This window comes from Halopiger aswanensis (genome assembly GCF_003610195.1).
GTDB classification, from domain to species: Archaea; Halobacteriota; Halobacteria; order Halobacteriales; family Natrialbaceae; genus Halopiger; species Halopiger aswanensis.
Map to the genome: position 1 here is coordinate 455,543 of NZ_RAPO01000002.1, position 14,121 is coordinate 469,663.

16 protein-coding genes are annotated in these 14,121 nt (G+C 66.7%); 10 read left to right on the forward strand and 6 right to left on the reverse strand.

Going from position 1 to position 14,121, the window contains the following annotated elements; all coding sequences use genetic code 11:
- Positions 1 to 181 precede the first annotated feature (181 nt).
- Entirely contained in the window at positions 182 to 634 is a 453-nt protein-coding gene (locus ATJ93_RS09415) for a response regulator (RefSeq protein WP_120244399.1), read from the forward strand.
- Between the two features lie 52 nt (positions 635 to 686).
- Here ATJ93_RS09415 and ATJ93_RS09420 read toward each other — a convergent pair whose 3' ends face one another.
- Entirely contained in the window at positions 687 to 1,154 is a 468-nt protein-coding gene (locus ATJ93_RS09420; protein ID WP_170155552.1) for a response regulator, read from the reverse strand.
- A 248-nt stretch (positions 1,155 to 1,402) separates the two neighbouring features.
- On the opposite strand from ATJ93_RS09420, the gene ATJ93_RS09425 reads away from it, so the two are divergent.
- On the forward strand, positions 1,403 to 2,851 hold the full coding sequence (locus tag ATJ93_RS09425) for a DEAD/DEAH box helicase (RefSeq protein ID WP_120244401.1): 1,449 nt from the start codon (positions 1,403 to 1,405) through the stop codon (positions 2,849 to 2,851).
- Between the two features lie 32 nt (positions 2,852 to 2,883).
- On the opposite strand, the gene ATJ93_RS09430 is transcribed toward ATJ93_RS09425, so the two are convergent.
- Positions 2,884 to 3,453, reverse strand: coding sequence for a diadenylate cyclase (locus tag ATJ93_RS09430; protein WP_120244402.1), 570 nt, complete (start codon positions 3,451 to 3,453; stop codon positions 2,884 to 2,886).
- Positions 3,454 to 3,633: 180 nt separating this feature from the next.
- On the opposite strand from ATJ93_RS09430, the gene ATJ93_RS09435 reads away from it, so the two are divergent.
- The 3 genes from ATJ93_RS09435 (at position 3,634) to ATJ93_RS09445 (ending at position 7,241) form a co-directional block, all read left to right on the forward strand.
- On the forward strand, positions 3,634 to 5,244 hold the full coding sequence (locus ATJ93_RS09435) for a DUF790 family protein (protein ID WP_120244403.1): 1,611 nt from the start codon (positions 3,634 to 3,636) through the stop codon (positions 5,242 to 5,244).
- Between the two features lie 93 nt (positions 5,245 to 5,337).
- Positions 5,338 to 6,306 carry a VOC family protein gene (locus tag ATJ93_RS09440; RefSeq protein WP_120244404.1) on the forward strand — a complete coding sequence of 323 codons (969 nt, stop codon included), beginning with the start codon at positions 5,338 to 5,340 and terminating at the stop codon, positions 6,304 to 6,306.
- A gap of 80 nt (positions 6,307 to 6,386) precedes the next feature.
- Positions 6,387 to 7,241 (forward strand): alpha/beta fold hydrolase, encoded by an 855-nt coding sequence (locus ATJ93_RS09445; protein WP_245977540.1) that lies wholly within the window; start codon positions 6,387 to 6,389, stop codon positions 7,239 to 7,241.
- An 8-nt stretch (positions 7,242 to 7,249) separates the two neighbouring features.
- On the opposite strand, the gene ATJ93_RS09450 is transcribed toward ATJ93_RS09445, so the two are convergent.
- The 3 genes from ATJ93_RS09450 to ATJ93_RS09460 form a co-directional block, all read right to left on the reverse strand.
- Entirely contained in the window at positions 7,250 to 7,591 is a 342-nt protein-coding gene (locus ATJ93_RS09450) for a DsrE family protein (RefSeq protein WP_120244406.1), read from the reverse strand.
- A 110-nt stretch (positions 7,592 to 7,701) separates the two neighbouring features.
- Entirely contained in the window at positions 7,702 to 8,280 is a 579-nt protein-coding gene (locus ATJ93_RS09455; protein WP_120244407.1) for a DUF7122 family protein, read from the reverse strand.
- On the reverse strand, positions 8,280 to 9,188 hold the full coding sequence (locus ATJ93_RS09460; protein ID WP_120244408.1) for an RsmB/NOP family class I SAM-dependent RNA methyltransferase: 909 nt from the start codon (positions 9,186 to 9,188) through the stop codon (positions 8,280 to 8,282). The genes ATJ93_RS09455 and ATJ93_RS09460 overlap by 1 nt, the downstream gene beginning before the upstream one ends.
- Positions 9,189 to 9,335: 147 nt before the next feature.
- Between ATJ93_RS09460 and ATJ93_RS09465 the strand changes: the two genes are divergently transcribed.
- Positions 9,336 to 10,034 carry a hypothetical protein gene (locus tag ATJ93_RS09465; RefSeq protein ID WP_120244409.1) on the forward strand — a complete coding sequence of 233 codons (699 nt, stop codon included), beginning with the start codon at positions 9,336 to 9,338 and terminating at the stop codon, positions 10,032 to 10,034.
- A gap of 57 nt (positions 10,035 to 10,091) precedes the next feature.
- A complete protein-coding gene (locus tag ATJ93_RS09470; protein ID WP_120244410.1) occupies positions 10,092 to 10,835 on the forward strand; it encodes a proteasome assembly chaperone family protein in 744 nt (247 codons plus the stop codon).
- A 132-nt stretch (positions 10,836 to 10,967) separates the two neighbouring features.
- Here the strand turns inward: ATJ93_RS09470 and ATJ93_RS09475 are convergent, their stop codons facing one another.
- Entirely contained in the window at positions 10,968 to 11,258 is a 291-nt protein-coding gene (locus ATJ93_RS09475; protein ID WP_120244411.1) for a PadR family transcriptional regulator, read from the reverse strand.
- A 331-nt stretch (positions 11,259 to 11,589) separates the two neighbouring features.
- Here ATJ93_RS09475 and ATJ93_RS09480 point away from each other — a divergent pair, with 331 nt between their 5' ends.
- The 3 genes from ATJ93_RS09480 to ATJ93_RS09490 are packed head-to-tail and all read left to right on the forward strand — an operon-like array spanning position 11,590 to position 14,075.
- Positions 11,590 to 12,576: a substrate-binding domain-containing protein gene (locus ATJ93_RS09480; protein WP_120244412.1), complete on the forward strand. Its 987-nt coding sequence runs from the start codon at positions 11,590 to 11,592 to the stop codon at positions 12,574 to 12,576.
- 6 nt (positions 12,577 to 12,582) lie between these two features.
- Positions 12,583 to 13,308 carry an ABC transporter permease gene (locus ATJ93_RS09485; protein WP_120244413.1) on the forward strand — a complete coding sequence of 242 codons (726 nt, stop codon included), beginning with the start codon at positions 12,583 to 12,585 and terminating at the stop codon, positions 13,306 to 13,308.
- Positions 13,308 to 14,075 carry an amino acid ABC transporter ATP-binding protein gene (locus ATJ93_RS09490; RefSeq protein ID WP_120244414.1) on the forward strand — a complete coding sequence of 256 codons (768 nt, stop codon included), beginning with the start codon at positions 13,308 to 13,310 and terminating at the stop codon, positions 14,073 to 14,075. Before ATJ93_RS09485 ends, ATJ93_RS09490 begins: the two co-directional genes overlap by 1 nt.
- The last annotated feature ends 46 nt before the right edge of the window (positions 14,076 to 14,121 follow it).

Here is a 14,121-nt window from a genome sequence, read left to right on the forward strand (position 1 = left end):
CCCGCTTGCTGCGTCTCGATCGGGCCGCTCCGTGGCGTCTCGAGGGTGTGATCCCGAACCGAAGTAGAGCGGGAAGAGGACGATCGGATTCTGGACAATATCACAATTTGTTCTATATTCGGTTCAGTGACGTCGAATTTAGGGGCGATCCACTTATACACCCCCGCCTGCACGTTCAACCATGGACGGCCGCCCTTCACACACCGCCGAGGCGCAAATACTGTTGGTCGAGGACAACCCCGGCGACGTCCGTCTCGTCGAAGAGGCCTTCCGAGACGGACACTTGATCAACCAGCTCCACTCCGTCACCGACGGTCAATCGGCGCTCGATTTCATTCACCGTCGCGGCGAGTACGAGTCGGCACCGCGTCCGGATATCGTCCTGCTGGATCTGAAACTGCCCCGCGTCGACGGCGAAGACGTGCTCCACGAGATCAAACACCACCCGGACCTCGGGGACGTCCCGGTCGTCATCCTCACCGGAATGGACGAGGAACGCATCGAGTCGGAGGATCTCGATCACGACGCGGACGAGGACGCGGTCATTCAGAAGCCGATCGACCCGGACGAATTCGTCGAGGTCATCCGCGAATTCGAAAACTTCCGACTGTCCGTCGTTCGAACCAACACTTAGCCGGTATCGACGCGCCAGGTCGAATCTGCGCTGAGTGGGCCCTCGTCCCGTACTACCTTCGATCCCGATTGTTATCGGACGGCGGCAACTCCACCCGATCGAACCAGAACTCCTCGAGCGTCCGGACCATCTCCACGAACTCGTCGGGCGCCCGCGGTTTCGTCAGGTACGCGTTCACGTGTTGCTCGTAACTCCGGCGGATGTCCTCGTCGGCCTCGGAACTGCTCAGGACCACCACCGGTAACTGCTCGAGGTCGGAGTCGTCACGAATCGCCTCGAGAACCTCGAAGCCGTCCTTTCGGGGTAGATTGAGATCTAACAGGACGATATCGGGGCGCGGCGCCGACTCGTACTCGCCGTTTCGATGCAGAAACGCCATCGCTTCGACGCCGTCCGTGACGACGTGCAGGTCGGCATCGAACGACGCGTCGCGAAAGGCTTCCTTCGTGAGTCGGACGTCGCCCGGGTTGTCCTCGATCAGCAGTACATCCGGGGCTGGAGTCGGGGAACTCGGATTCACAGTTGGTACGGCTTGACCGGCGTATCCGTCCGCCGTCGGTATTCGTTACTCCCACCCCAGCTACATAAGGTCGCGTGCCAATTGGTTTGGGTACTCTGTCCGGCGATTCGAGCGGTTCGACGACACGGTCGACATCGACCGCATGGACACGACACGAATCGCGACGAAACGATGCGACCGTCCCGCCGAACGGTCGCTGAACGACGAGAGCGAAACCGTGTTTACGCGGCCGCCCGTGGTCGCCGGTAGTGACGCAGGCGCGAGCTGACGATTCGTCTCCCATCGAACTCCGGTACGAGGACGGGACGGTCCGCATCGACGGCCTCGAGGAGACGACCGTCCGGCCGATCCGCGAGTCCGTCCCCGAACTCGAGGCGGATCCGCGAACCGACGGCTGGCGCGTCCCGGCGTTCCGGTACGCCGCCCTTCGCCGAGCGCTGGCCGGCGTCGACGCGCCACTCGAGGACGACGTGCTCGATCTCGACGGGGAGCGCGTCGCGGCGCTGCACTCGGCCTATGAACTCCGCGATTATCAGCGCGAGGCGCTGTCGGCGTGGCTCGAGCGCGACCGCTGGGCGGACGGGCCGGCCGCCGTAGCTGCCGGGGCCGCCGTCGACGCCGCACCCGCCGGCGTCCTCGAACTCCCCACCGGCAGCGGGAAGACCGTCATCGCCCTGAAGGCCATCGAACGACTCGCGACGCCCACGCTGATCGTCGTCCCCACCATCGACCTGCTCGAGCAGTGGATCGGCGAACTCGAGACCGAATTCGGTCGACCGATCGGGCGCTTCGGCGGCGGCGAGCAACGGCTCGAACCGATCACCGTCTCGACGTACGATTCGGCGTACCTGAAGGCCGACTCGGTCGGCGACCGGTTCGGGCTCGTCGTCTTCGACGAGGTCCACCACCTCGGCGGCGAGGGGTACCGCGAGATCGCGCGGCTGCTGGCGGCACCCGCGCGGCTGGGACTCACCGCAACGTTCGAACGGCCGGACGGCGCCCACGAGGTGATCGAGGAAATCGTCGGCCCGCTGGTTCACCGCGTCGACGTCGACGAACTCGCCGGCGACCACCTCGCGTCCTACGACGTCAAGCGCCTCGAGGTCGACCTCACACCGGAAGAGCGCGAGGCGTACGAGCGGGCACAGGAGACGTTCTCGGACTACCTCGCTAAATCGAACATCCGGATGCAGAGCGGCTCGGACTACCAGGAACTCGTCAAGCGGTCCGGCTCGGATCCCGAGGCCCGCGAGGCGCTGCTGGCCCGCCAGCGCGCCCGCGAGATCGCCCGCGGCAGCGACGCCAAGATCGAGGCCCTCGAGGGGATCCTCGACGACCACCGCGGCGAGCGCACGATCGTCTTCACGGCGTACAACGACGTCGCGTACGACGTCAGCGAACGGTTTCTGATCCCGACGATCACCCACCAAACGCCCGCCGGGGAGCGGCGAGAGGTTCTCGAGCGGTTCCGCGAGGGGACCTACAGCCGGATCGCGACCTCGAACGTGTTAGACGAGGGCGTCGACGTGCCCGACGCCTCCGTCGCGGTCGTGCTCTCGGGCAGCGGCAGCGAGCGGGAGTTCACCCAGCGACTCGGCCGGATCCTGCGGCCGAAGGACGACGGCGGGCGAGCGCTGCTGTACGAGATCGTCGCAGCGGGAACGAGCGAGGAGCGGACGGCGCAGCGGCGACGGTAGGGCGGCGTGGCCGCGGCCCGGGCGGCGTCGAGTCAGTACCGCTCGACGTTCCACTCGCCGCCCAGCGCCCGCCGCTCGGCCGTCTCCATCGTCCCGTTTTCGAACACCGAGACGCGGCCGGTCTCCTCGCTCAGCGTCAGCGTCGCCACCACGTTCGCTCGCCTCGAGGTGTCTAAGGCGCTCATGTGGCGCGAGCCCATCCAGTCCTCGTACTCGGTGCGCTGGGGAGCGAGATCATCGCATTCGTCGGGCACCGGATCCGCAAAGCGAACCATCCGCCGCTGGACGACGCCGTCGACGCTGACAACCACCGCGCCGTCACGCGACCGGGCGACATCACTGGTCGTCTCGAAGAAGTTCTGCAGGTCGAGACAGACGCTGCGGCAGCGATCGACGGGCCACTCGTTGCCGCCCATCGGGTCCGCGAACCGCTCGATCGACGGTCCCGTGACGACCGCGACGTAGAGCCCCGGCCCCTTGACGAACTCCTCGTTCCAGCGGTCGAACGAGAGGCTGATTCCCTCGAGCGTATAGCGGAGGCAATCGGTCAACTCCCGGACGCCGTCGTGGTCCTCGTAGGGAATCCGTAACTCGCTGCCCATACCCGGTTTTCGGCCCGAACGTCCGTAGTTCCCGCGACTGATGGGGATGGAACGGGACGAAACGGGATGGGACGGTGTCGGCGAGTGACCGGTCATCCCTCGAGCGGAGACGGACACCGAGGGAGGCGCGACCGCTCGGTTCGGACGACTTTTGGCGATGCCGCGCCGATTCCCACGCGGATGCTGACGAAGGACCTGCTTCGCGTCTCGCGGGCCGGCGGGGGCTACCACCCGCAGTTCGCGGACCGCTCGCACCGGCCGCTGGCCGCCCGCGTCATCGGCACCTACCAGGGCCACGTCGGCGAGCAACGGGGCGAGCTCGAGGACGCCCTCGAGTCCCTCGAGCGCGAGAGCGACGACTTCAAACTCGTCCGCGGGTTCGCCGCGCTCCTCGAGCGCGAAGCGACCTTCGAGACCGACGCCGAAATCGAGCCCGAGCGCGCGCGGACGGCGGCATTCGAGGCCGCCGAAGCCGTCGGCGTCGTCGACGAAGACGACCGAGCCGTGGCGCTGATCCGCGCCGCCGAACCCCTCGAGGTGTCCGCGGACGACCTCGAGCGGGCGCTGTACGCCGACCTCGAGGATCGACAGGTGCTCGCCGGGGTCGAACCGCGCTGGGATCCGGACGGACTGCTCGATCAGTACAACCTCTCGCTCGCCCAGACGGCCCTCTTTGATGCAACCGAGGTGCGCGTGCGCTCGAGCGATCCGAAGGCGCTGGTGTCGGCGATCAAGCGGCTGCGGTTGATGTACGAGATTCGCAGGCCCAACGACGAGATTCGCAGGCCCAACGACGAGACGAGAACCGGGTCAGCCGACCTCGCCAGCGACCGCGAAGTCGTCGTTACCGGCCCCACCCACCTCTTTCGGGCCACCCGGCGCTACGGCACCCGGTTCGCGCGGCTCCTGCGGACCGTCGCGAGCGCCGAGTCGTGGTACCTCGAGGCGACGATCGACGACCGCGGCACCGAGCGTACCCTCGAGTTGTCCCACGCGGACCCCGTCGCGGTCCCCGATGCCGAGCCCGTCACTGACGTGCAGTTCGACAGCGGCGTCGAGGCAGATTTCGCCGCCCGGATCGAGAATCTGGACCTCGACTGGCGACTCGTGCGCGAACCCGAGCCGCTCGCGACGGGGACGCGGGTGATGATCCCCGACTTCGCGTTCGAGTACGACCACGGGGTTCCCGATGTCGACGCAGTCGACTCGGGAGCAGGGAGCGCTTCGCGCGACCGTGACTTCCGCGTCTACCTCGAGATCATGGGCTTCTGGACGCCCGACTATGTGAAAAAGAAGCTCGCCCAACTCGAGGGGCTCGAGGACGTCGACCTGCTCGTCGCCGTCGACGAGTCGCTGGGCGTCGGCGAGGAGATCGCCGCGCGAGACCACCGGGCGATCCCCTACTCGGGCTCGGTGCGGGTCAAGGACGTCGTCGACGTCCTGCAGGAGTACGAGCGCGATCTGGTCGCCGAGAGCGCGGCCGCTCTCCCGGCCGAACTCGTCCCCGAGGACGACGTCGTGGGTCTCGAGTCGCTGGCGGCCCGCCACGGCGTGAGCGCGGACGCGCTCGCGGCGAAAACGTTCCCCGAGCACGAGCGCGTCGGTCGGACGCTCGTTCGGCCGGGCGTCCTCGAGGCGTTGGCGGCGAAGATCGAACCCGGAATGGCGCTCGGAGAGGTAGAATCGATCCTCGAGGAACGCGGACTGTCGGACTCGAGCGCCCTCCTCTCGCAACTGGGCTACCGCGTCGAGTGGGAGGGGCTGGGCGGCGGCACGGTCGTCGAGCGGTGAGCCGGGCGAGTCCGTGGACGCACACGGGCAGTTCCGCGTCCTGTACTCGCGTTCACACGGACCGTTATTCCGCTCGAGCGCGTACGAACCGATATGCCCGAGGAGACACGTGGCATCCACCACGTCACCGCGATCGCCAGCGATCCCGAGCGCAACTACGCCTTTTACACCGAGACGCTCGGTCTGCGACTCGTCAAGCGAAGCGTCAACCAAGACGACGTCTCGGTCTACCACCTCTTCTACGCCGACCACGAGGGCACGCCGGGAACGAGCATGACCTTCTTTCCGTACGTCGACGCCCGTTCGGGCCAGGTCGGGACTGGCCAGGTTAGCACCGTCTCCTTCCTCGTCCCCGAGGGGTCGATCGACTACTGGCGCGACCGCCTCGAGAACGCGGGCGCCGAGCCCGACGACCCGTTCGAGCGGTTCGGCGACACCGTCCTCCCCTTTACCGATCCCGACGGCCTGCCGCTGGAACTGGTCGCGCAGGCGGACGCGCCGCCGGCGAACCTGCCCGAGAGTCCGGTCCCCGAGGAGCACGCGATCCGCGGCTTTTTCGGCGTGACGCTCTCGCTGACCAGCGCCGATCCGACCGTGGACCTGCTCGAGGATATGGGCTATCAGGAGACCGGCCACGAACCCGGAACCGAGGGCGGCGGCCCCCGACGCCGGTTCGAAGCCGACGGCGAGCTGGGCTTCGTCGTCGACGTCGAGGAGGACCCGCAGGCTCCGCAGGGACTGCCCGGCGCCGGCACGGTCCACCACGTCGCCTTCGAGGTCCGGGAGGACGAACAGGAGGACTGGCGCGAGTTCCTGATCGACAGGGGGCTCCGCCCGACCGAGATCATCGATCGGAAGTGGTTCAAGTCGGTCTACACCCGCGAGTACGGGAACGTGCTCTTCGAGTTCGCCACGAAGGAGCCGGGGTACACCGTCGACGAGGATCTCGAGGAACTGGGCGAGCGACTGGTGTTGCCCGAGTGGCTCGAGGACCGCCGCGGGGAGATCGAAGCCGGGTTGCCGAAGCTGTCGGCTGCGGCGGAGTCGGAGCCGCAGTCCTGACCGCGGCTACCCGAACCGACCACGGCACGAGCGCGTCCAACCGTTTTGCGTCTCGCTCCCGTCCGATGGCTCGAGACCCTATGTCTGTATCCGACGCACGAACGGTAACCGAGACCGGACAGTTCGCGGATCTGTACCCCTACCTCCGGATCGGCACCGGCCCGAAGACGCTGCTGGTGATCCCCGGCCTCGGCGACGCGATGTTCGACGGCGAGTACGGCCGGCAGGAAACGTGGTTCTTCAAGCGGCTGTTCGACGCCTTCCGCGACGAGTACACGGTCTACGTGGTCAGCCGACCGCGCGGCCTCGGCGACGACTACTTCATCGAGGCGATGGCCCAGGACTACGCCCGCGTCCTCGAGTCCGATATCGGCTCGGCGTCAGTGTTCGGGCTGTCGATGGGCGGCCTGATCGCTCAGGAAGTCGCGCGAGAACGACCCGACCTCGTCGAGCGACTCGTCGTCGGCGTCTCGGGCTGTCGCCTCGCGGCGAACGGCCGCCCGCTCGTCCGCCAACTGCGCAGTTTCGCGCTCGAGGAGGACTGGCTCGCGCTCCGATCGCGCCTCTACGAGCACATGTTCACCGGCGCGCGCGGACGCCTCTATCCGCTGCTCTCGCGAACGGTCGGCCGACTGCAGCCGCCGACGCCGGCCGCGCCGGGCGACGTGGTTACCTCCGTAGACGCCGTCCTCGAGTACGACGGCAGCGATCGGCTGGGTGAGATAGAGCCCCGAACGCTCGTCATCGGCGCGGCCGAGGATCCGTTCTTCACCGAGGCGATCCTCCGTGAGACCCACGCCGGCCTGCCGGACTCGCAACTTGCGATGTACCAGAACGGGAAACACGGCGTCTTCCTCGAGCAGCGGGCTGGGTTTACGGGGTGGATCAGGCGGTTTCTGGAGGGCGAGACGGCTCGCGTGCCACAGCGATCGTAGCGATCGTTCTAGGGGCGCAGGTACGCGTACCCCTCCTCGCTCTGCAGTCGCGTCACTTCGACGGCACCTTCGGGAACGGTCTCGATGCCGTCGACGAGGTCCGATTCTTCGAGATCGAGCATCTCGAGCGTGTTGCTGCAGGCCCTGAACGCGACGTCGTCGTTCAGTAGTTCCTGCACTTGATCAGCGTTTTCGCCGTCGGCTGTGACCGCCTGCATGCCGTCCGCCTGGACGACGATCGCGACCTCGTCGATCCTATCGGTCTCGTCGTCGAGGAGGTTGCGAGCGATGGCGAGGGCGGTTTCCTGTTCGGCGTCGTCTCCGGAGAGGAGGTGGACGACAGTCTTCATGCCCTCGAGAACACGCGCGGCGCGGTAGAAGAGGTAGTGCTTGCGAACGGCGCCACGTTCCGCCTCGAGCGACGGTCTCGAGCGGTCGGACGTCGGTCTGCGGCGGCGGACTACAGGTCTCGGCGGCGCCCCTTCGGCACCAGCGAGCGGAGTTCGCCGTGCAGGTAGAGACCGACGCCGAGGGGCTCGAGATCGCCTCCTTCGACGGCTTCGCCGTCCTCATCTGGTCGGCCCGCCGGCCCGGCCCCGACTTCGTGGGCGGCGATCAAATACCCCCAATCGCCCTCCCAGCGCTCTATGTCTTGATCCTCGCCGGCGGCGAACTTCCGGGCTTCCTCACGTTCGAGTTCGATCACGCACTCGTCGGCGTACTTGCCGAAGCGCTGGACGAAGTCCGTGGTCGGCTTCCAGTGCTCTTGCCGGGTCCGCAGACAGGTCATGCCGATCGACTCGATCTTCACCGGCGTCGGCGCCTCGCCGGCGTAGATCCAGATCTTGCCGGCGCCTTTCTCCCAGAAGGTGTGGTCGTCGAAGGTGTCGCGCGGAATGCCGAATCGATCTTCGAAGTACTCGAGGACTTCCTCGCGGCTGACGCGGCCCTCGACGGTTCGCTCGTCGGGGGTCGACGGGAGGCGGTCGAACCGCTGGCCGTCGTTTTGCTCGAGTTCTGATTCCGTTTCGTCCCCCATCAGGCGGTCACCTCCAACTTCGCGACGAAGAAGCCGCCCGTATCGTTGTGGTGCGGGTAGATCCGGGCCGCCTTCTCGAGGCTCGAGTCGTACTCGTCGCCCTCCCACTCGGTGAGCCCGGGTGCGTACTCGAGGTCGAGATCGAAGTCGACGACGCGACAGTTCTCCTCCTCGAGGGCGTGCTGGACGACGGCCTCGTTCTCCTCGGGGGCGAACGTACACGTCGAGTAGACGACGGTGCCGCCCTCGCGGGTGGCCTGGATCGCCCGGCGGAGGATGCCCTTCTGGATGCCCGAGACCGAGGCGAGGTGGTCCTCGGACCAGTCCTCGAGCGCGTCGGGGTTCTTCCGGATCGTCCCCTCACAGGAACAGGGCGCGTCGACGAGCGTCCGGTCGAACTCGTCGAACGAGAACCGCTGCAGCGAGTAGTTTCGGGCGTCCTCGTTGGTGACCGCGAGGCTGGTCGCCCCGAGACGCTCGGCGTTGAACCGCAGCGCGGAGATCCGGCCGAGGTTGCTGTCGTTCGCGACGACCGTCCCCTCGTCGTCCATCAGCGCCGCGATCTGGGTCGCCTTTCCGCCGGGCGCAGCACAGCAGTCCCAGACGCGCTCCCCCGGCTGGGGATCGAGGACGACCGGCGGCACCGCCGAGACCTCCTCCTGCCCGTGGGTAAACCCGTGGAACGAGGTCCACGTCGACCCGGGCGAGTCCGTTTCGAGGCGCAGCACGCGCGGGTTCCAGTCGGCTTGCTCGTAGCCGACGGCCTCCTGATCGAGGGCCTCGAGCGTCCGCTCGACGGACGCCTTGATCGTGTTGATCCGGACGGCGTTGCCCAGCGGCCGCTCGCAGGCCTCCAGAAACGCGTCGAAATCGTCGATAATCGGTCGATACCGCTCGAGTGGCTCCATTACCGCCGAATTCGAACGCCCGGCGTTTGTGGGTTTCGAAGCGGTCGACTCAGAGGCGGCTTGTTCCGGGAAAGTAACGAACATACTTGTCCACCAGAATACATATTTATACAACGGTAGCCATAACTGTGGGCCAAGATATCCGTAATGACCGACTCGACGAAATTCGAAGTCACCGACTGCGCCGTTATCGGCCGCACGTTCGAGGAGTATCTGGCGATGTTCGACCTCGAGCCGGCCGAACTCGAGGGACGGCGCGTGCTCGATTGCCCGTCCGGGGTTGCGTCGTTCGTCGCCACCGCGACCGACCGCGGCGTCGACGCCGTCGGCGCCGACGTGATCTACGAGCGGGCGCGGGACGAACTCGCCGGACGGTGTCGCGACGACCGGGAATCGGTCGCCGACCAGATCCTCGAGAAACCGGGCCTGTTCGCGTGGTCATTTTACGAGTCGCCCGCCGACCGGCGTCGGTACCTGCGGCGGGCGTCCGAGCGCTTCCTCGACGACTACGCTGACGGGCGGCGGGACGGTCGGTACGTCACCGCCGCGCTCCCGACGCTGCCCTTTGCGAGCGATTCGTTCCCGCTGGTCCTCTCGGCGCACTTCCTCTTTCTCTACGGGGATCGGTTCGGCGCGGCCTTCCACCGCGAGGCGCTGCGGGAACTCTGTCGCGTCGCGACCGACGAGGTCCGGATCTACCCGCTGCAGGGGCTCGACGCCGAACCCTCGCCACACCTCGAGACAGTCTTGCCGGCGCTCGAGGCCGAAGGATACGAGCCGACCCGCGTACCGGTCCCCTTCGAGTTTCAACGCGGTTCGACGGAGATGCTCGTCCTCTCGCCGTGACTACGGTCCGTCCCATCGTGGCCGCAATTTTATGAGCGCGCCACAACTCGTTGGAATATGGCCCAAATCCACACGCGCGATGTCGATGTCGACCTCGAGAGTCCGACCCTCGTCGAGGGGTTCCCCGGCGTCGGCCTCGTCGGGAAAATCGCGACCGACCACCTCGTCGAGCGACTCGAGATGGAGTACTTCGCGAGCGTCGACTGTAACGGGCTCCCCCGGATCGGCGTCTACCGCGGCGGCCACCAGCAGGCCCGGCCGCCGGTCCGACTCTACGCCAGCGAGGAGCACGACCTGCTCGCGCTGCAGAGCGACGCGCCGATCTCCTCGCAGGCCGTCTCGAACGTCGCGGAGTGCATCACCGGGTGGATCGTCGAGCAGAACGCGACGCCGATCTACCTCAGCGGCCTCCCCGCCGAACGCGAGGAGGGCCGGCCGGGTATCTACGGGATCGGAACCGGCGCGTCCATCGAAACGCTCGAGCGCCACGACATCGCGGCCCCGCCCGAGGACGGCGTCGTCACCGGGCCGACGGGGGCGCTGATCAACCGCGCCGCCCAGCGCGAACTCGACTCGCTCGGCATCGTCGTCGAGTGCAGCCGACAGTTCCCCGATCCCGAGGCCGCGAGCGTCCTGCTCGAGGACGCCATCGGGCCGATCGCGGACGTCGAGATCGACGTTTCGGACCTCCTCGAGCGCGCGGAAGAGATCCGCGAGAAGCGCGAGCAGTTCGCCCAACAGATGCAGGCGATCGCGGAGGACGAGAGTTCGCAAGCCCAGCCGCTGCGGATGTACCAGTAACGCGAGCGCCGTGCTCGTCTGCGACCGGCGGTCCGCAGGGTGATGGTCCTCGAGCGCGGTCGATCTCGGCTCGTTCAGGCTCGTCTCGGTTCTCCCGGTTCGTCTCGGTTCGTTCTGCCCAGTCCCGTCGACTCAGGCGACGACCTCCTCGATGTATTCGCGCTCCCACGACTCGCGGTCCTGCAGCGCTTCCTTGCCGTCCGCAGTAATCTCGTAGTAGTTCGTTCGCCGATCGAGTTGCCCTTTCTCGACGAGTCCCTGGTTGACCAGCGTATCGAGATTGGGATAGAGCCGACCGTGGTTGATGTCTACGCCGGCGTCGTCCTCGATGTTCTCCTTGATCGTCTGTCCCGACGGCTGATCGAGTCCGGCGATGACGACGAGTAGGTCGCGCTGAAAGCCGGTCAGTTCGAATAGTGTCATCGTTTGACGCACGAAACCATCCAACGGTGTTAGTTGTCGGGTTTGGGACTGCTATTGCAGGGCCCGGCGTCGGACCGCCGTCTCGGGGTTCGGTTTTCCAACGGCGCTCGAGGTATTGCTCGGCGGACACCACCCGGCGGTTCCGTTCGATTCGCCGTCGTGCTGTTTGATCATCCCGCTGAACATAACCGTGACCGGTTACGCCGGATCGGTGTTGCGGGTCAACGTATCGACCTAGTCGCGTTTGAGTGCAGTTCCCGAGTCGTCCTCAACCGCTTTCGATTACGTCGACATCCAAAGGTATATCATGTTTCGTCATGTCGTGATATCTATGCCGATACAACGACGAAAATTCATCGCTGCGGTGGGGAGTGCCGCTGCCGCGGGACTCGCCGGCTGTTCGGCACAGGACGGCGGCAACGGCAACGGGAACGGGAACCAGAGCGGAAACGAAAGCGACGGCGGAAGCGGCGGCAGTCAACCGGAAATCAGCGGCGAAACGCTGACGCTGACCACGACGACCAGCACCTACGACACGGGGCTGCTCGACGAACTCAACGCCCCCTTCCAGGAACGGTACGGCGTCGAGGTCGACGCCGTCGCACAGGGGACCGGCGCCGCCCTCGAGACGGCCCGCAACGGCGACTCGGACGTCGTAATGGTCCACGCCCGCTCGCTCGAGGACGAGTTCATGCAGGAAGGGTACGGCGTGAACCGCCGCGACATCATGTTCAACGACTTCGTGGTCGTCGGCGGCGCCGACGATCCGGCCGGGATCGAGGGCAACGAGGAGGTGACGAGCGCGTTCCAGGCGATCGCGGACGCGGAAGCGCAGTTCGTCTCCCGGGGCGACAACTCGGGGACCCACACCAAGGAACTCGCCATCTGGGAGGAGGCCGGACTCGATCCGGACGACTTCGGCGAGTGGTACATGGCCGCCGGCCAGGGGATGGGCGAGGTGCTCACCCAGGCCAGCCAGCAGGGCGCGTACACGTTAGCCGACCGCGGAACCTACCTCTCGATGCAGAGCGACATCAACCTCGAGATTCTCGTCGAGGGACCGATCGAGGGCGGACCGGAACTGCTATCGAACCCCTACGGGATCATCGCCGTCAACCCGGCCGTCCACGACAACGCCAACTACGACCTCGCGATGGCCTACATCGGCTACATCACGAGCCCCGAGGCCCAGGACATCATCGAGAACTACACCGTCGAGGACGAGCAGTTGTTCTTCCCGCAGGCGCTGTCGGAGGAGCCGAACTTCCAGCAGTACGTCCCCGAGGGGTGGAGCGCGTCGGACGGCGACGACTCCTAACTCACCATGCTACTCGCACTCGAGCGCATCGCTACGGACCCGCTCGTGCTCGCCGAGTTCCCCTTCGAGTGGAACTACGTTCGGAGTATCGTCCGGGTCTCGCTGTACGTAAGCCTCGCGGCGGTAACGCTGAGCACCCTGTTCAGCCTCCCGGTCGCGCTCGTCGTCGGGTTCAAGGAGTTCCCCGGGAAGGGGTTGCTCACGTCGATCATCAACACCGGGATGGGCTTTCCCAGCGTCGTCGTCGGGCTCGTGGTCCTCTTTACGGTCTCAAACCAGGGGCCGCTGGGGTCGCTCGAGCTCATCTTCACACCGGAGGCCATGATCATGTCGCAGTTCGTGCTCGCGGCGCCGGTCATCACCGGCGTCAGCCTCGCCGCGGTCAGTAGCGTCGAACAGAACGTCCGCGACGCCGCCTACGCGATGGGCGGCACCCGCCTCGACGTAGCGCTCGTAACGATCAAGGAGGCCCGCTACGGCATCGCGACGGCGGTGCTCGCGGGTTTCGGCCGCGCGATCAGCGAGGTCGGCTCCGTGCTCATCGTCGGCGGCAACATCGCCGGCCCCAACGGCACCTCCAAGACGCGGACGCTCACGACCGCGATCCAACTCGAGGCGCGACAGGGCCGGTACGAGACGGCGATGGTGCTCGGTGTGATCCTCGTCGTGCTCGTACTGGTCGTCAACGCGATCGTGGTCCGACTGGGCAGTGACGAAGGGGGGCGATACTGATGACGCTCGCTGCAACCGACGTCCACCACGGCTACGCGGACGAGACCGTCTTCGAGGGCGTCTCCCTGTCGGTGACGCCCGGCGAGGTGGTCGCGATCATCGGCCCCTCCGGCGTCGGCAAGTCGACGCTGCTGCGGCTGCTCGCGCTGTTCGACGCCCCCGACAGCGGGACGGTCGAGTACGAGGGCGTCGACGTCTGGAACGCGCCCGAACGGGAGCGACTCGAGTACCGCCGACAGATCGGGATGGTCTTTCAGGACGCGAGCCTCTTCGACGCGAGCGTCCGGCGCAACGCCGAGTACGGCCTCCGGGTGCGGAAATCGTGGCCCGAACGGCTCCAGCACGAACTCGTGAGTCTCGTCGGCAAGCGAAACGGTACCGGCGACGCGATCGAGGCGCTCGAGACGGTCGGTCTCGCCGAGAAGGCCGACCAGAACGCGGACTCGCTCTCCGGCGGCGAGGCCCAGCGGGTTGCGTTCGCCCGCGCGCTCGCGTACGATCCCGACGTCCTCCTGCTCGACGAGCCCACGTCGGATCTCGACCCCAGAAACACCGCGGTGATCGAAGACGCGGTGCTCGAGGCGCGAGCACAGGGAATCGGCGTCGCGATTGCGACCCACGACATGCACCAGGCCGAGCGGATCGCGGATCGCGTCGCGGTGTTGCTCGGCGACGGGATCATCGAGATCGGACCGACCGACCGGGTGTTCGACGAGCCGGACGACAATCGAACCCGGAAATTTATCGAAGGAGAGCTGATATACTGAGGAACCCGCGCCGATAGCGGCGATCGAATTTGAGCGCCAGCCGCTC